The organism is Pseudomonas sp. Lb2C2 (genome assembly GCF_052112205.1).
GTDB lineage: Bacteria > Pseudomonadota > Gammaproteobacteria > Pseudomonadales > Pseudomonadaceae > Aquipseudomonas > Aquipseudomonas kilonensis.
The window spans coordinates 477,267-494,326 of sequence record NZ_JAUTYW010000002.1; the positions used below are offsets into that span (position 1 = coordinate 477,267).

A 17,060-nucleotide genomic window follows, 5' to 3' on the forward strand; every position below is an offset into this window, starting at 1 on the left:
CGCCTCTCCCTTAAGGTAGGCGCGAATAGACAACCGGCCGGCCCAAGCTCTCTTGGACGTCGACCCAAGACGGACGCCTATGAACCCGAATTTTCTAGATTTCGAACAGCCGATCGCCGACCTGCAAGCCAAGATCGAAGAGTTGCGCTTGGTCGGTAATGACAATTCGCTGAATATCGGCGATGAAATCTCTCGTCTGCAGGACAAAAGCCGCACGCTGACCGAAGACATCTTCGGCAAGCTGACAAGCTGGCAGATCGCCCGCCTGGCGCGTCATCCACGTCGTCCCTACACCCTGGACTACATCGACCACATCTTCACCGAGTTCGATGAACTGCATGGTGACCGTCACTTCTCCGACGACGCCGCGATCGTCGGCGGTGTCGCCCGCCTGGACGACCAGCCGGTGATGGTTATCGGCCATCAGAAAGGCCGTGAAGTGCGCGAGAAGGTGCGCCGCAACTTCGGCATGCCGCGTCCGGAAGGCTACCGCAAGGCGTGCCGCCTGATGGAAATGGCCGAGCGCTTCAAGATGCCGATCCTGACCTTCATCGACACGCCGGGCGCCTACCCGGGCATCGACGCCGAAGAGCGCAACCAGAGCGAAGCGATTGCCTGGAACCTGCGCGTCATGGCACGCCTGAAAACCCCGATCATCGCCACTGTAATTGGCGAAGGTGGTTCCGGCGGTGCATTGGCTATTGGCGTCTGCGACCAGTTGAACATGCTGCAGTATTCCACCTATGCAGTGATCTCGCCGGAAGGCTGCGCCTCGATCCTGTGGAAAACCGCCGAGAAGGCGCCGGATGCCGCTGAGGCCATGGGCATTACCGCCGAGCGTCTCAAAGGCCTGGGCATCGTCGACAAAGTGATCAACGAGCCAGTCGGCGGCGCTCACCGCGACCCGGCTGCGGCAGCGGCACTGATCCGCGCCGAGCTGAGCACGCAACTGTCGATGCTCAAGAAGTTCGACAACGAAGCGCTGCTGGCTCGTCGCTACGAGCGGTTGATGAGCTACGGCCTCTGATTCAAGCGCTGTACCCCTGTGTGGGAGCGAGCTTGCTCGCGATGACGGGTTAACATTCAACAGATAAGTTGACTGATACACCGCTATCGCGAGCAAGCTCGCTCCCACATTTGATTTGTGTGAAGGCAGTTGCGATGAATCAGCCCACGATTGATCTGCCAACCCGGCTCCTCAAGCACATGCTCCCCTGGCGCAACGCCGCCACCTGGCGCATCGCCTTCTCCGGCGGCCTCGACTCCACCGTCCTGCTGCACCTGCTCGCGACCCTTTCGCAACACCACTCCTTGCCCGCATTGAGCGCTATCCATGTGCATCACGGCCTCCAGGCGGTGGCTGAGGCGTGGCCGGACCATTGTCGTTCGGTCTGCGCGGCCCTGGGCGTGCGGCTGGACGTGGTGAGTGTGCAAGTGCGCCCTGGTGCCAGTGTCGAGCGCGCTGCCCGGGAAGCGCGTTACGCGGCCTTTGTCGCGGCGATCCACAGCAATGAAGTGCTGCTTACCGCCCAGCATCGCGATGACCAGGCCGAAACCCTGCTGTTTCGCCTGCTAAGGGGAGCGGGGGTGAAGGGCTTGGCAGCAATGCCGCGGCAGCGTCCTTTGGGCCGAGGGCATCTGCTGCGACCGTTGCTCGATGTGTCCCGTGTGGAGCTGGAAGCTTATGCGAGGCAGCACGGCTTGAGCTGGATCGAAGATCCCTCCAACGACGACCACCGGTACGCGCGCAATTACCTGCGCCAGCGGGTTTTTCCAGTGCTGGCCGAGCAATGGCCGCAAGCCTCGGCGACCCTGGCGCGCAGCGCTGCGCACATGGGCGAAGCCCAAGGCTTGCTGGATGACTTGGCGCGGATCGACCTGGCCCAGGCCGCGACCGCGGGCGCGTTCGACTGGCTTGGGCTGCAATCCCTGGCGCTGGCGCCTTTGCGGGTGTTGTCGCCGGCCCGTCAGCGCAACGCCTTGAGCCATTGGCTGGCGCCGATGACCCTGCTGCCCGACAGCGATCACTGGTCGGGCTGGGACTCGCTGCGCGATGCCGCCGATGATGCCCGGCCGATCTGGCGACTGGCCGGTGGTGAGTTGCACCGCGCCGCCGGGCGGGTCTGGTGGTTATCCGACCACTGGCTATGTTCGCTGCCAGGCGCCGTCGACTGGGCCGATCCGACGGTTGCGCTGAGCTTGCCGGACAACGGTCGCGTGATGCTTAGCGGTACGCCGCCTGCGGGACCGCTTTGCGTACGCTATCGTCAAGGCGGCGAGGTGCTGGCGTTAGCGGGGCGTGGTCATCGCGACCTCAAGCGTTTACTCAATGAAAAGGGCGTGCCGGCGTTCGTTCGCGGCCGATTGCCGCTGCTCTATCAGGGCCAACAATTACTGGCGGTGGCCAACCTGGCCGGGCTCGATGCACAGGCTGATGGCAGTTGGCAATTGATCTGGACGCCAGGAAGCCAAGATCTGGGTTTGAGCTGAAAGGGGCTTTCCGGTAGACTACGCTCCCTTCTTGATACAACTTCTGTGGATTCGCCTGAATTGCAGGAGTTGCCGATTACCAAGCAGTCTTTGCTGGGCGATTCCAAAAAATGTGTAGCGAGCAACGTACCGGTGATTTCACTTCCGGTCTGTCCCAACGCGGCGGTTTTTTTGAAAGGTGCACTGTGATTAATGCAGGTGATCGGGGGCTTCGGCCTTCCTTCGCTTTCCCCGGCGGCTCGGACCGCTTTAACGCAGACTTCTAGGGTTTTTCATGACGCGCTACATATTCGTCACGGGCGGTGTTGTTTCTTCATTGGGGAAAGGCATTGCCTCGGCTTCATTGGCGGCCATCCTGGAGGCGCGGGGACTTAAGGTCACCATGCTCAAGCTGGACCCGTACATCAACGTTGACCCGGGCACCATGAGCCCGTTCCAGCACGGTGAAGTGTTCGTCACCCACGACGGCGCCGAGACCGACCTGGACCTGGGCCACTACGAGCGGTTCATCCGCACGACCATGACCCAGAACAACAACTTCACCACCGGCCGTGTCTACGAACACGTGCTGCGCAAGGAGCGTCGTGGTGACTACCTGGGCGCGACCATCCAGGTCATCCCGCACATCACCGACGAAATCAAGCGCCGCATCATCAAGGGTGCTGGCGATGCCGACGTGGCGATGGTCGAAATCGGCGGCACCGTGGGCGACATCGAGTCCCAGCCGTTCCTCGAAGCCATCCGCCAGTTGCGTTTCGAAATCGGCGCCAAGCGCGCGATGCTGATGCACCTGACACTGGTGCCGTACATCGCCACCGCCGGCGAAACCAAGACCAAGCCCACCCAGCACTCGGTCAAGGAACTGCGTTCCATCGGCCTGCAGCCGGACGTGCTGATCTGCCGCTCCGATCACCCGATCGACATCTCGTCGCGTCGCAAGATCGCCCAGTTCACCAACGTTGAAGAGCGCGCGGTCATCGGCCTGGAAGACGCCGACACCATCTACAAGATCCCGGGCATCCTGCACTCCCAGGGCCTGGACGACTTCGTCGTCGAGCGCTTCGGCCTGCAATGCGCCAGCGCCGACCTGTCCGAATGGGAAGCCGTGGTCGATGCCAAGCTCAACCCGGAGCACGAAGTCACCATCGCCATGGTCGGCAAGTACATGGAGCTGCTGGACGCCTACAAGTCGTTGATCGAGGCGATGAGTCACGCCGGTATCAGCAACCGCACCAAGGTCAACCTGCGCTACATCGATTCCGAAGACATCGAGAACCAGGGCACCGGCCTGCTTGAAGGCGCCGATGCGATCCTCGTGCCGGGCGGCTTCGGCCTGCGGGGCGTGGAAGGCAAGATCACCGCCGTGCAATACGCTCGCGAAAACAAGGTGCCTTACCTGGGTATCTGCCTGGGCATGCAAGTGGCGGTCATCGAGTTCGCCCGTAACGTGCTGGGCTGGAAAGACGCCAACTCCACCGAATTCGATCGTGCCAGCGGCCATCCGGTCGTGGGCCTGATCACCGAGTGGGAAGATGCCACCGGTGCCGTGGAAGTACGCACCGAAGCCTCGGACCTGGGCGGCACCATGCGTCTTGGCGCTCAGGATTGCCTGCTCGAAGCCGGCTCCAAGGTGCACGATTGCTACGCCAAGGATGTGATCGTCGAGCGTCACCGTCATCGCTACGAAGTGAACAACAACCTGCTGCCGCAGTTGATCGAAGCCGGCCTGAAAATTTCCGGTCGTTCCGGTGACGGCGCGCTGGTCGAAGTGGTCGAGGCTCCGGATCACCCATGGTTCGTCGCCTGCCAGTTCCACCCCGAGTTCACCTCGACGCCACGGGACGGTCATCCGTTGTTCAGCGGTTTCGTGAAGGCCGCTTTGGCTCAACACCAGAAAAAGGCATAAGACGATGGCCCAGAAGATCATCCGCGTCGGCGACATCGAGATTGCCAACGACAAGCCCATGGTGCTGTTCGGCGGCATGAACGTGCTGGAAAGCCGCGACATGGCGATGCAGGTCTGCGAAGAGTACGTGAAGGTCACCCAGAAACTGGGTATCCCTTATGTGTTCAAGGCCAGCTTCGACAAGGCCAACCGCTCCTCCGTGACGTCCTACCGTGGCCCGGGCCTGGAAGAAGGCATGCGGATCTTCCAGGACATCAAGCAAGCCTTTGGCGTGCCGATCATCACCGACGTCCACGAGCCGGCCCAGGCCGCGGTCGTCGCCGAGGTCTGCGACATCATCCAGTTACCGGCCTTCCTGTCGCGCCAGACCGACCTGGTGGTGGCGATGGCCAAGACCGGTGCGGTGATCAATATCAAGAAAGCCCAGTTCCTCGCGCCCCAGGAAATGAAACACATCCTGAGCAAGTGCGAAGAGGCCGGCAATGACCAGTTGATCCTCTGCGAGCGTGGTTCGAGCTTCGGCTACAACAACCTGGTGGTGGACATGCTCGGCTTCGGCATCATGAAGCAGTTCGAATACCCGGTGTTCTTCGACGTGACGCATGCCTTGCAGATGCCCGGTGGTCGTTCCGACTCCGCTGGCGGTCGTCGCGCCCAGGTCACTGATCTGGCCAAAGCCGGCATCAGCCAGTCCCTGGCCGGTCTGTTCCTCGAGGCCCACCCCGATCCAGACAACGCCAAGTGCGATGGTCCTTGTGCCTTGCGTTTGAACAAGCTGGAACCCTTCCTGTCTCAGCTCAAGGCGTTGGACGAGCTGGTCAAGAGTTTTCCGACGATAGAAACCGCGTAACGCGGTTTTCTCCGGTAAAGTACCGCTCGATTATCGCTCTGGCCCGCTGGCCGCACTGCTCTTGTGGGAGCATGGCTTGCCAGCGATGGCGTCCTTGAGGTCCCCATCGCCGGCAAGCCGTGCTCTTGTGGCGAGGGAGCTTGCTCCCGCTGGAGTGCGAAGCGCTCCCATTCGGTCTGTTTTGGCTGAATCGCCGCTGAGGGTGAGCAAGTTTTCTGCAACGTTCTAGTCAACTTTGGAGTGTTTACAACAATGGCAAAAATCGTCGACATCAAAGGTCGTGAAGTTCTCGACTCCCGTGGCAACCCCACTGTTGAAGCGGACGTGCTTCTCGACAACGGTATCATCGGCAGCGCCTGCGCGCCGTCCGGTGCTTCCACTGGCTCGCGCGAAGCGCTGGAGCTGCGTGATGGCGACAAGAGCCGTTACCTGGGCAAGGGCGTGCTCAAAGCCGTCGCCAATATCAACGGTCCGATCCGCGAGCTGTTGCTGGGCAAGGATCCTGCCGACCAGAAAGCCCTCGATCACGCGATGATCAAGCTCGACGGTACTGAAAACAAAGCCACCCTGGGCGCCAACGCGATCCTCGCCGTGTCCCTGGCCGCTGCCAAGGCCGCTGCCCAGGACCAGGACCTGCCGCTGTACGCCCACATCGCCAACCTCAACGGTACCCCGGGTGTCTACTCGATGCCGGTGCCGATGATGAACATCATCAACGGCGGCGAGCATGCCGATAACAACGTCGACATCCAGGAATTCATGGTGCAGCCGGTTGGCGCCAAGACCTTCTCCGAAGGCCTGCGCATGGGCACCGAGATTTTCCATCACCTCAAGGCTGTGCTCAAAGCCCGTGGCCTGAGCACCGCGGTTGGCGACGAAGGCGGTTTCGCACCGAACCTGGCGTCCAACGAAGACGCGCTGAAAGTGATCTCCGAAGCCGTGGCCAACGCTGGCTACAAGCTGGGCACCGACGTGACCCTGGCCCTGGACTGCGCCGCCAGTGAATTCTACGAAGACGGCAAGTACAACCTGTCCGGCGAAGGCCAGGTGTTCACCGCCGAAGGTTTCGCCGACTACCTCAAGGGCCTGACCGAACGTTATCCGATCATCTCCATCGAAGACGGCCTGGACGAGTCCGACTGGGCTGGCTGGAAAATCCTCACCGACAAGATCGGCGAGAAAACCCAGCTGGTGGGTGACGACCTGTTCGTGACCAACACCAAGATCCTGAAAGAAGGCATCGACAAGAAGATCGCCAACTCGATCCTGATCAAGTTCAACCAGATCGGCACCCTGACCGAAACCCTGGAAGCCATCCAGATGGCCAAGGCTGCCGGCTACACCGCCGTGATCTCCCACCGCTCCGGTGAAACCGAAGACTCGACCATTGCCGACCTGGCCGTGGGCACTGCGGCAGGCCAGATCAAGACCGGTTCGCTGTGCCGTTCCGACCGCGTTTCCAAGTACAACCAACTGCTGCGTATCGAAGAGCAATTGAATGGCAAGGCCAAGTACAACGGTCGCGCCGAGTTTCGCGGTTAAGCGGTAAATGGTAAAAAGACAGCGGGTTAGGTCGCAAAAATCGCCATGGCGGCGGTTTTGCCTCTAATCTGATGCCTTATCAAGCACAAGCCTGGGTTCTCCAGGCTTCGTGCTATCAGACGCTTCAAAGTTTGGCATGGCGGTCTTTTTTCACTGGATACCTGATATTCGATGCGCAGTCCCAATTGGTTGTTTCTTGTCTTGCTCCTGTTGCTGGCCGGCCTGCAGTACCGCCTGTGGGTGGGCAATGGCAGCTTGGCGCAAGTGGCCGACCTGACTCAGCAAATTGCCGACCAACACGCCGAAAACGAGGCGCTGCTGGAGCGTAATCGGGTGATGGACGCCGAAGTGACCGAGCTGAAAAAAGGCATGGAGACCGTTGAAGAGCGGGCTCGACATGAACTGGGCATGGTCAAGGAGGGCGAAACCCTCTACCAGTTGGCCCAATGAGTATTCGTTTGCCGGCCTTCTGGGCCGTGATTCCAGCCGCGGGCGTTGGCGCTCGTATGGCCGCGGACCGTCCCAAGCAATACCTGCAGTTGGGCGGACGCACAATTCTTGAACACAGCCTCGGCTGTTTCCTCGATCACCCCACCGTCAAGGGTGTGGTGGTCAGCCTGGCACACGATGATCCCTACTGGCCGACCCTGGCCTGTGCCAACGACCCACGCATCCAGCGCGTCGACGGTGGTGAACAACGTTGCGATTCAGTGCTCAATGCCTTGCTGCACCTGCACGAACAGGGCGCCGACGATCACGACTGGGTGCTGGTGCACGACGCTGCCCGGCCCAACCTGGCCCGGGCCGACCTGGACACACTGCTCAGCGAGTTGGCGACCGATCCGGTCGGCGGCCTGCTGGCTGTCCCTGCGCGCGACACCCTCAAGCGCGTCGACAAACACGGCCGCGTGCTGGAAACCGTTGATCGCAGCGTGATCTGGCAAGCCTACACGCCACAGATGTTCCGCCTCGGCGCCTTGCATCGGGCCTTGGCCGACAGCCTGGTTGCAGATGCGGTAATTACCGACGAAGCGTCCGCCATGGAATGGGCGGGACAGGCGCCTCGGCTGATCGAAGGGCGAGCCGATAACCTCAAGGTCACCCGGCCGGAAGATCTGGAGTGGTTGCGCCAGCGGTGGGCGAATCGGCATTAAGCGAGAAGTGGAGGCGTCTTCTGAGTCGCCATCGCGAGCAGGCTCGCTCCCACAAGGGATTTTGGCTGTACACAAAATTTGTATCCGCTGAAGATCCAATGTGGGAGCGAGCCTGCTCGCGATAGCAATCGCTCAAGCAACATAAAAAACCACTGTCATCCCCGATATTCCGGCCGCCCAGCCAAGCCTTCCTTCAAGTAATCCACCAACTTGCGCACCTTCGGCGACAGGTGTCGCTGCTGCGGGTACAACGCCCACACCGCCGTATTCGGGGGCTGATGAGCCTCCAGCAGCGAGATCAACGCCCCACTGTGCAAATGCTCCAGCACGTAATAATCCGGCAGTTGACACAACCCCACCCCTTGCAACGCCGCATCCAACACCGCTTGCCCACTGTTGCAGCGCCAGTTTCCCTGTACCCGTTGGGAAAATTCCCGCCCGTTCTGCTCCAGTTGCCAGACGTCGGAGCTGCCGATCAGGCAGTTGTGGCGGCTCAGTTCCGACAAACTGTGGGGCCGCCCGTAGCGTTCCAGGTACGAGGGTGAAGCGCACAGGTACATGCGCCGCGGTGCCAGGCGTGTGGCGACCAGGCGGGAGTCCTGCAAGCGACCCAGGCGAATCGCCAGGTCCAGACCCTCATGCACCAAGTCCAGAGGACGGTTGCTTAGCTCAATATCGACCCGCAACTGCGGATACAGCCCCATGAATCGAGTCACCAACGGCACGATAAACCGTTCGCCATAGGCCACGGCGCAGGTCATGCGCAGCATGCCCTTGGGTTCGCTGGTGAGATCGCCCACCGCCCGCAGTGCTTCCTCACGTCCATCCTGCAGGCGTTGGCAATGCTGCAAAAACGTCTGGCCGGCCTCGGTCAGGGTGACCCGCCGGGTGCTGCGGTAGAGCAATCGTGTCTGCAAGCGCTCTTCAAGCCGTACGATTTGTCGGCTGATGTGGGAGGAAGAAACTCCAAGACGTTCGGCGGCGGCGGTGAATTGACTGCATTCAGCCACGGCGACGAACTCGTCGATGCCTTCCCAGCGGTTATCGGACATGAAGGATTATCCCTGTACAGCAATAATGTTTTGCTTTTGGTTGGATTATTCATCGTCCGGCGGAGGATTACACTCCCGGTCTTGTTTTTATTTGCTGGAGAGTCCGGATGATCAAGTCGCGCGCTGCCGTTGCCTTCGAGGCCAAGAAACCCCTGGAAATCGTTGAAGTCGACGTCGCCATGCCCAAGGCGGGCGAAGTGCTCTTGCGCGTGGTGGCTTCCGGTGTCTGCCACACCGATGCCTACACCTTGTCGGGCGCCGACCCGGAAGGGATCTTCCCATCGATCCTCGGTCATGAAGGCGGCGCCATTGTCGAAGCCATCGGCGAAGGCGTGACCTCGGTCGCGGTGGGCGACCATGTGATCCCGCTGTACACGCCGGAATGCGGCCAGTGCAAGTTCTGTAAGTCGGGCAAGACCAACCTCTGCCAGGCGATTCGCGCCACCCAGGGCAAAGGCCTGATGCCAGATGGTACTTCGCGCTTTTCCTACAAGGGCGAGACGATTTTCCACTACATGGGCACCTCGACGTTCTCCGAGTACACCGTGCTGCCGGAAATCTCCGTCGCGAAGATTCCAAAAGAAGCCCCGCTGGAAAAAGTCTGCCTGCTGGGTTGTGGCGTCACCACCGGCATCGGCGCGGTCCTCAACACCGCCAAGGTCAAGCCGGGTGACACCGTGGCGATCTTCGGCCTGGGCGGCATCGGCCTGTCGGCGGTGATTGGTGCCGTGAAGGCCAAGGCCGCGCGCATCATTGCCATCGACATCAACCCGGCCAAGTTCGAAATCGCCAGGCAACTGGGTGCCACCGATTGCGTCAACCCGAAAGACTTCGACCGTCCGATCCAGGAAGTCATCGTCGATATGACCGACGGCGGCGTGGACTTTTCCTTCGAGTGCATCGGCAATGTCCAGTTGATGCGTGCCGCGTTGGAGTGCTGCCACAAAGGCTGGGGCGAGTCGGTGATCATCGGCGTGGCCGGCGCCGGCCAGGAAATCGCCACTCGTCCCTTCCAGTTGGTGACCGGGCGCGTCTGGCGTGGTTCGGCCTTTGGTGGCGTGCGCGGTCGCACCGAGTTGCCAAGCTACGTGGAGATGGCCGCGACGGGCGAGATCCCGCTGGATACGTTCATCACCCACACCATGGGCCTGGAAGATATCAACAAGGCATTCGACCTGATGCATGAAGGCAAGAGCATCCGCACCGTTATCCATTTCTGAGGTCGGTCATGAGTCTGGAAAACATCTCCTGCCAGAAAAGCTTCGGCGGCTGGCACAAACGTTACCGGCATCGTTCCGACGTGCTCGGTTGTGACATGGTGTTTGCCGTGTACCTGCCGCCGCAAGCGGAGCAGGGCGGCAAGTTGCCTGTGCTGTATTGGTTGTCCGGGTTGACCTGCACCGACGAGAACTTCATGCAAAAGGCCGGTGCCCAGCGCATGGCGGCCGAGTTGGGCCTGATCATCGTCGCGCCGGATACCAGCCCCCGTGGCGCCGACGTGCCGGGCGATCCGGACAATGCCTGGGACTTTGGCCTGGGGGCGGGCTTTTATTTGAACGCCACGCAGGATCCGTGGGCACGGCACTATCGGATGCATGACTACGTGGTGCAGGAATTGCCGGCACTCGTCGAAGCGCATTTCCCAGCCTCGGACAAACGCGGCATCAGTGGTCACTCCATGGGCGGCCACGGTGCGCTGGTCTGCGCCTTGCGCAACCCGGGGCGTTACCGTTCGGTGTCGGCTTTTTCGCCGATCAACAATCCGATGGATTGCCCATGGGGCCAGAAGGCTTTCTCCCGTTACCTGGGGGAAGACCGCTCGAAATGGCGGGAATGGGATGCCTGTGCATTGATTGCCGAGGCACAGGAGAAGCTGCCACTGCTGGTGGACCAGGGCGATCGCGATGATTTCCTGGCCAACCAGCTCAAGCCCGAAGCCTTGCAACAGGCGGCCAAGGCTGCCGACCATCCGTTGGAGCTGCGCCTGCAACCGGGCTACGACCACAGCTACTTCTTCATCGCCAGCTTCATTGACGACCACTTGCAGCATCATGCGCGCGCTCTAAACGCCTAATGCAGGTAGAATCACGCCCTGACAAAAATCGGGGCGTTTTTTTATGCGTATTGGCCACGGCTACGATGTTCACCGTTTCGCTGAAGGCGACTTCATTACTCTGGGCGGCGTGCGAATCGCACATGGCTTCGGGCTGCTCGCGCATTCTGACGGTGATGTCCTGCTGCACGCCTTGAGCGATGCATTGCTCGGCGCGGCTGCCCTGGGTGACATCGGCAAGCACTTTCCCGACACCGACCCGCAATTCAAGGGTGCTGACAGCCGTGTGCTGCTGCGCCATGTTGTCTCGCTGATCCATGCCAAGGGCTGGAAGGTCGGCAACGTCGATAACACCATCGTTGCCCAAGCCCCCAAGATGGCGCCGCACATCGAAGCGATGCGCCAATTGATTGCCGAGGATCTTCAAGTTGAGTTGGACCAAGTGAACGTGAAAGCCACCACCACCGAGAAGCTGGGCTTCGTCGGTCGCGAAGAAGGCATTGCCGTCCACTCCGTCGCCTTGTTGCTGCGCCCATGACGGAACTGGAACTGTTAGGGCCGCGTGCCTACGGTGAACCGCTGGGCTGTGCGGTACTCAAGGCCACCGCTGAAGATTTCCAGGTCGATGAAGTACTCGATATCCCGTTGACCGGCGATGGCGAGCACCTGTGGATCTGGGTTGAAAAACGTGGCTTGAACACCGAAGAGGCTGCCCGGCGAATTGCCAAGGCGGCTGGCGTGCCGTTGCGCACCGTCAGCTACGCCGGGCTCAAGGATCGTCAGGCGCTGACCCGCCAGTGGTTCAGCGTCCAATTGCCGGGCAAGGCCGATCCGGACCTGTCGGCGGCAGAGAACGACACGCTGAAGATCCTCAAGACCGCACGCCACAGGCGCAAGCTGCAACGCGGCGCGCACTCGGCCAATGGCTTCACCCTGCGCCTGACCCAATTCAAGGGCGACACGGCGGCGATCGATGCGCGTCTGCAACAGATTGTCCGCCAGGGCATCCCCAACTATTTTGGCGCCCAGCGCTTCGGCCATGACGGCGGCAATGTCGTCGATGCCCGGGGCTGGGCGGCGCGCAAGGCGTTGCCGGAACAGCGCAATGTGCGCTCGCGTCTGTTGTCCACCGCCCGCAGCTTTCTGTTCAACCAGGTACTGGCGGCACGGGTCGCCAACGGTACCTGGCAGCAAGCCCAGGTAGGCGACTTGCTCGCCTTCACCGACAGCCGCAGTTTTTTTCCGGCCGGTGAGGCTGAGTGCAGCGACCCGCGCCTGGCCATTCTCGATTTGCACCCGACCGGGCCGCAGTGGGGCGAGGGACCTTCGCCTGCCGCCGGTGCGACGTTCGAGCTGGAACAAGCCATCGCCGCGGGTGAGGCCGATTTGCGGGACTGGTTGATAAACGCGGGAATGAGTCACGAACGTCGCATCCTGCGACTGCCCATTGGCGGGCTGTCGTGGCATTATCCCTCGCTAGACATTCTGCAACTGGAATTCGTCCTGCCGGCCGGATGTTTCGCCACTGTCTTGGTGCGCGAACTCGTCGATCTGGTGCCGGTGGGGCAGACGGACAGCCCATGCGTATTCTGATTTCTAACGACGACGGGGTGACAGCACCCGGTCTTGCCGCGCTTTATGCTGCGCTGGCGGATTTTGCCGAGTGCGTGGTCATCGCCCCGGACCAGGACAAAAGCGGCGCCAGCAGCTCGCTGACGCTCGACCGTCCGTTGCACCCCTGCTATCTGGATAACGGTTTCATCAGCCTCAACGGCACTCCGACCGATTGCGTGCACCTGGGCCTCAATGGCTTGCTGGAGCGTGAGCCGGACATGGTGGTGTCGGGTATCAACCTTGGCGCCAACCTGGGGGACGACGTGCTGTATTCCGGCACGGTTGCCGCCGCCCTGGAAGGTCGCTTCCTGGACAAGCCATCGTTTGCCTTTTCGTTTGTTTCACGGCAGGTCGACAACTTGCCGACCGCCGCCTACTTCGCCCGTAAACTGGTCGAAGCCCACGGCGAGCTGGAGCTGCCGCCACGCACGGTGCTGAACGTGAATATCCCCAACCTGCCGCTCGATCACATCCGTGGCATCCAGCTCACTCGCCTGGGCCATCGTGCCCGCGCCGCCAAGCCGATGCACGTCGTCGACCCGCGCGGCAAGGCCGGTTACTGGATCGCCGCCGCCGGTGATGCCGAGGACGGCGGGCCGGGCACTGATTTCCATGCGGTGATGCAAGGTTATGTCTCGATCACGCCGTTGCAACTGGACCGCACCTTCAACGACGCCTTTCGAAATCTCGATGGCTGGCTGGAGGGGCTGCGCTGATGGCTCGTGAGCAAGACGATATGCTGCGCCGCGGAATCGGCATGACCTCCCAGCGCACCCGTGAACGACTGATCCAAAGGCTCTACGAAGAAGGCCTGTCCAATGCCCAGGTGTTGGAGGTGATTCGCCGCACACCACGCCATTTGTTCGTCGATGAAGCCCTGGCCCATCGCGCCTATGAAGACACGGCGTTGCCGATCGGCCACAACCAGACCATTTCCCAGCCGTACATGGTGGCCCGCATGAGCGAGCTGCTGCTGGAGGCGGGGCCGCTGGACAAGGTGATGGAGATCGGTACCGGTTCGGGTTACCAGACGGCGGTGTTGTCGCAGCTGGTCGAGCGGGTGTTTTCCGTGGAGCGGATCAAGGTACTGCAGGATCGCGCCAAGGAACGCCTGGTTGAGCTGAACCTGCGCAACGTGGTGTTTCGCTGGGGCGATGGTTGGGAAGGTTGGCCAGCCTTGGCGCCGTACAACGGCATCATTGTGACCGCGGTGGCCACCGATGTGCCCCAGGCCTTGCTGGATCAGCTTGCCCCCGGTGGACGACTGGTCATTCCGGTGGGCGCCGGCGAAGTCCAGCAACTGATGCTGATCGTACGCGAAGAACACGGTTTTTCGCGACATGTCCTGGGTGCGGTGCGGTTCGTGCCATTACTCAATGGGCCGTTGGCCTGAGCATTTATAAACAGACGCTGAATTCCGTGGCCTGGCCTATGTCTTACAGCGGCACCGATTTGCTGAACAGAGTCCAACGGCGTCGAGCAAACGTGTGCGGTGACACGTTGCGCTTCATTAATAGAGGCGCAGTCGTTGCCAGCTATATTTGTATGAGGTCTGCCTGGACAGGCAGTTTCCAATTTTTCAGCCACCACAAAGGGAGCGGCGGGTGAGTCTCACAGTCATTGCGCAGTGTATGGGTATCACGAGCTTTCAGCGCCTGGTGACTGGCCTTGTCTTGAGTACTTTGCTGGTCGGGTGTTCCAGTACGCCGTCGGGTAATGTCCGGGTTGTCGATCGCAACAACAGCGCAACACCTCAACGTCCTACAGTAACGACCGGTCAATATGTAGTCCGTCGCGGCGATACCCTGTTTTCCATCGCTTTTCGCTACGGCTTGGACTACAAAGCCCTCGCGGCGCGCAACAACATTCCTGCGCCTTATACGATTCACCCCGGTCAGACGATTCGCTTCGATGGCCGTAGTGGCTCAACGCCTACCGCCGTGGTGACGCAGTCGGGTTCGACGGCTTCGTCGTCTAGCAAAACCACGGTTATTCGCCGGCCGGCGGGGGCTGGGACGGTGGTAATACCGTCCGTCGCGAGTAAACCGACCCCTGCTCCGATGCCTCCTGCAGGCCCCGCCCCGACAGGCTGGGGATGGCCTTCTAATGGCGTTCTCATTGGAAAATTCTCTTCAAACGGTAGTTTGAATAAAGGAATTGATATCGCCGGGGATTTGGGACAGCCTGTTTTAGCCGCGTCTGATGGGACGGTTGTGTACGCCGGGAGTGGTTTAAGGGGCTACGGCGAACTCGTCATCATCAAACACAGCGATACCTACGTCAGTGCCTACGGTCACAACCGCAGGCTGTTGGTTCGGGAGGGGCAGCAGGTCAAAGTCGGACAGACAATTGCCGAAATGGGATCAACGGGAACAGACCGGGTGAAACTGCATTTTGAGATTCGCCGGCAAGGTAAACCAGTCGATCCGCTGCAATTCCTGCCTCGGCGTTGATTTGATTGTCAGCCTGTTCCGTCACGTAGAGGGAACAGGCTCCAGCGTTGCCAAGGATAAAGGCGTCGCTTGAGCTTGAGGTCGAACTCACCAAAGGACTATAACAATGGCTCTCAGTAAAGAAGTGCCGGAGTTTGACATCGACGATGAGGTTCTCCTTATGGAGACCGGCATCGCTATGGATTCGATGTCGAATGATGAAGGGGCGACTCCACCTTCCGTTCGTGCCAAATCCAAACACTCCGCTTCACTTAAACAACATAAGTACATCGACTACACCCGGGCGCTGGACGCCACTCAGCTGTACCTCAACGAAATCGGTTTCTCGCCACTGCTCTCCCCCGAGGAAGAAGTTCATTTTGCGCGGCTGTCGCAAAGTGGCGACCCGGCCGGCCGAAAACGCATGATTGAAAGCAACCTGCGCCTGGTGGTGAAAATCGCCCGACGCTACGTCAATCGCGGGCTTTCGCTGCTGGACCTGATCGAAGAGGGCAACCTGGGCCTGATTCGCGCCGTCGAGAAATTCGACCCCGAGCGCGGCTTCCGTTTCTCGACCTACGCCACCTGGTGGATCCGCCAGACCATCGAACGGGCAATCATGAATCAAACCCGGACCATCCGGTTGCCGATTCATGTGGTCAAGGAGCTGAACGTCTACCTGCGGGCTGCCCGTGAGTTGACCCAGAAACTCGACCATGAACCTTCACCCGAAGAAATCGCCAACCTGCTGGAAAAACCGGTGGGAGAGGTCAAGCGCATGCTTGGGCTCAACGAGCGTGTTTCCTCGGTAGACGTCTCGCTGGGGCCGGATTCGGATAAGACCCTGCTCGATACCCTGACCGACGATCGTCCGACCGATCCGTGCGAGTTGCTCCAGGACGATGATTTGTCCCAGAGCATTGACCAGTGGCTTTCGGAACTTACGGACAAGCAACGGGAAGTGGTGATTCGCCGCTTCGGCTTGCGCGGTCACGAAAGCAGCACGCTTGAAGATGTGGGCCTGGAGATTGGTTTGACCCGTGAGCGGGTGAGGCAGATCCAGGTTGAAGGTCTCAAGCGTCTGCGAGAGATCCTGGAGAAGAACGGCTTGTCGAGCGAGTCGTTGTTTCAATAATACCAGTGCAGCAGCGAATGCCTCCGCATCAGGGGTAATGCTGTTTAGTTAGAGAAAATGGCGCTTCTTTCAGAAATGGAAAGTGCCATTTTTTTTGGCTTGGGTTTGGGGGTATATCCGTTTTTTGCGTAACGACGGCTTATGGTTCCGCTCTTACAGCGGGTCACTTTTGAAAAGCCCGGAAGCCGGCCCAGTCAAAAGTAACCAAAACGCTCTTGCCCCACCACTCGGTGCCTCGCTTGGGCTCGGCATGCCTGAACGAAGGCATTGCTCCGTGGGCCGCCGCGAAGGGCCATCCATGGCCCAGCGCGGCTAACCCGGCATCCATGCCGGGTTGCCCACTGCGCAATACCTTCGTTCAGCCAGCGTGGTTAACGGGGCGCCCCAGATCAAAAGCAAAAGCGAGGCGGCCTTATAGCCGACCTGGTTCTGGGTGAGACCGCGATTCCCCTGTGGGAGCGAGCTTGCTCGCGATGGCGGTGGGGCAGTTTGCGGTGATGTTGGATGTGCCGGCCTCATCGCGAGCAAGCTCGCTCCCACAGGAGGTCTGTGTTGGATATGAATTTTGTGTCCGCTGAAGATCGAATGTGGGAGCGAGCCTGCTCGCGATGGCGGTGGTTCAGTTACATGGATGTTGGGCTTACTGGCCTCATCGCGAGCAAGCTTTGCTCCCACAGATCTGATGGGTGTACGACCGGGAGAGCCAGGTCGGCTACTAGGCCGCCTCGTGGTGGACGTTGATCTCGGCGCCCCGTTAACCACGCTGGCCGAACGCAGGCATTGTGGAGTGGGCATCCCGGCATGGATGCCGGGTTAGCCGCGCTGGGCCATG

16 protein-coding genes are annotated in these 17,060 nt (G+C 60.6%); 15 read left to right on the forward strand and 1 reads right to left on the reverse strand.

Annotated features, from left to right (window positions below; translation table 11 throughout):
* The first annotated feature begins 79 nt into the window (after nucleotides 1-79).
* From Q7F16_RS06395 to ispD, 7 genes are all read left to right on the forward strand, one after another.
* The gene (locus tag Q7F16_RS06395) at nucleotides 80-1,027 is read left to right on the forward strand and encodes an acetyl-CoA carboxylase carboxyltransferase subunit alpha (protein ID WP_046065020.1); all 948 of its coding nucleotides are present in this window, start codon (nucleotides 80-82) and stop codon (nucleotides 1,025-1,027) included.
* 134 nt (nucleotides 1,028-1,161) lie between these two features.
* A complete protein-coding gene (gene tilS, locus Q7F16_RS06400) occupies nucleotides 1,162-2,490 on the forward strand; it encodes a tRNA lysidine(34) synthetase TilS (protein WP_409555903.1) in 1,329 nt (442 codons plus the stop codon).
* Nucleotides 2,491-2,764: 274 nt separating this feature from the next.
* The gene (locus Q7F16_RS06405; RefSeq protein WP_046065018.1) at nucleotides 2,765-4,396 is read left to right on the forward strand and encodes a CTP synthase; all 1,632 of its coding nucleotides are present in this window, start codon (nucleotides 2,765-2,767) and stop codon (nucleotides 4,394-4,396) included.
* A gap of 4 nt (nucleotides 4,397-4,400) precedes the next feature.
* Complete coding sequence (gene kdsA / locus Q7F16_RS06410) at nucleotides 4,401-5,246, forward strand: 3-deoxy-8-phosphooctulonate synthase (RefSeq protein ID WP_003198268.1); 846 nt, start codon at nucleotides 4,401-4,403, stop codon at nucleotides 5,244-5,246.
* 252 nt (nucleotides 5,247-5,498) lie between these two features.
* A complete protein-coding gene (gene eno / locus Q7F16_RS06415) occupies nucleotides 5,499-6,788 on the forward strand; it encodes a phosphopyruvate hydratase (protein ID WP_013692387.1) in 1,290 nt (429 codons plus the stop codon).
* 171 nt (nucleotides 6,789-6,959) lie between these two features.
* Entirely contained in the window at nucleotides 6,960-7,238 is a 279-nt protein-coding gene (gene ftsB / locus Q7F16_RS06420) for a cell division protein FtsB (protein WP_003184873.1), read from the forward strand.
* Nucleotides 7,235-7,942, forward strand: coding sequence for a 2-C-methyl-D-erythritol 4-phosphate cytidylyltransferase (gene ispD / locus Q7F16_RS06425; RefSeq protein ID WP_409555902.1), 708 nt, complete (start codon nucleotides 7,235-7,237; stop codon nucleotides 7,940-7,942). The genes ftsB and ispD overlap by 4 nt, the downstream gene beginning before the upstream one ends.
* Before the next feature lie 155 nt (nucleotides 7,943-8,097).
* Here ispD and Q7F16_RS06430 read toward each other — a convergent pair whose 3' ends face one another.
* Nucleotides 8,098-8,994 carry a LysR substrate-binding domain-containing protein gene (locus Q7F16_RS06430; protein WP_014336804.1) on the reverse strand — a complete coding sequence of 299 codons (897 nt, stop codon included), beginning with the start codon at nucleotides 8,992-8,994 and terminating at the stop codon, nucleotides 8,098-8,100.
* Nucleotides 8,995-9,101: 107 nt separating this feature from the next.
* Between Q7F16_RS06430 and Q7F16_RS06435 the strand changes: the two genes are divergently transcribed.
* From Q7F16_RS06435 to rpoS, 8 genes are all read left to right on the forward strand, one after another.
* Entirely contained in the window at nucleotides 9,102-10,214 is a 1,113-nt protein-coding gene (locus Q7F16_RS06435) for an S-(hydroxymethyl)glutathione dehydrogenase/class III alcohol dehydrogenase (protein ID WP_046065014.1), read from the forward strand.
* A gap of 8 nt (nucleotides 10,215-10,222) precedes the next feature.
* Nucleotides 10,223-11,068 (forward strand): S-formylglutathione hydrolase, encoded by an 846-nt coding sequence (fghA, locus tag Q7F16_RS06440; protein WP_018603685.1) that lies wholly within the window; start codon nucleotides 10,223-10,225, stop codon nucleotides 11,066-11,068.
* Between the two features lie 43 nt (nucleotides 11,069-11,111).
* Nucleotides 11,112-11,585 carry a 2-C-methyl-D-erythritol 2,4-cyclodiphosphate synthase gene (gene ispF, locus Q7F16_RS06445; RefSeq protein ID WP_003184863.1) on the forward strand — a complete coding sequence of 158 codons (474 nt, stop codon included), beginning with the start codon at nucleotides 11,112-11,114 and terminating at the stop codon, nucleotides 11,583-11,585.
* Nucleotides 11,582-12,640 (forward strand): tRNA pseudouridine(13) synthase TruD, encoded by a 1,059-nt coding sequence (gene truD / locus Q7F16_RS06450; RefSeq protein WP_409555901.1) that lies wholly within the window; start codon nucleotides 11,582-11,584, stop codon nucleotides 12,638-12,640. Before ispF ends, truD begins: the two co-directional genes overlap by 4 nt.
* Complete coding sequence (surE, locus tag Q7F16_RS06455; RefSeq protein WP_038856712.1) at nucleotides 12,628-13,377, forward strand: 5'/3'-nucleotidase SurE; 750 nt, start codon at nucleotides 12,628-12,630, stop codon at nucleotides 13,375-13,377. Before truD ends, surE begins: the two co-directional genes overlap by 13 nt.
* 41 nt (nucleotides 13,378-13,418) lie before the next feature.
* Nucleotides 13,419-14,054, forward strand: a complete 636-nt coding sequence (locus Q7F16_RS06460) for a protein-L-isoaspartate(D-aspartate) O-methyltransferase (RefSeq protein WP_170862085.1) — start codon at nucleotides 13,419-13,421, stop codon at nucleotides 14,052-14,054.
* A gap of 211 nt (nucleotides 14,055-14,265) precedes the next feature.
* On the forward strand, nucleotides 14,266-15,114 hold the full coding sequence (locus Q7F16_RS06465) for a peptidoglycan DD-metalloendopeptidase family protein (RefSeq protein WP_409555900.1): 849 nt from the start codon (nucleotides 14,266-14,268) through the stop codon (nucleotides 15,112-15,114).
* A gap of 106 nt (nucleotides 15,115-15,220) precedes the next feature.
* Entirely contained in the window at nucleotides 15,221-16,228 is a 1,008-nt protein-coding gene (gene rpoS / locus Q7F16_RS06470) for an RNA polymerase sigma factor RpoS (protein ID WP_003198289.1), read from the forward strand.
* Nucleotides 16,229-17,060: the final 832 nt, after the last annotated feature.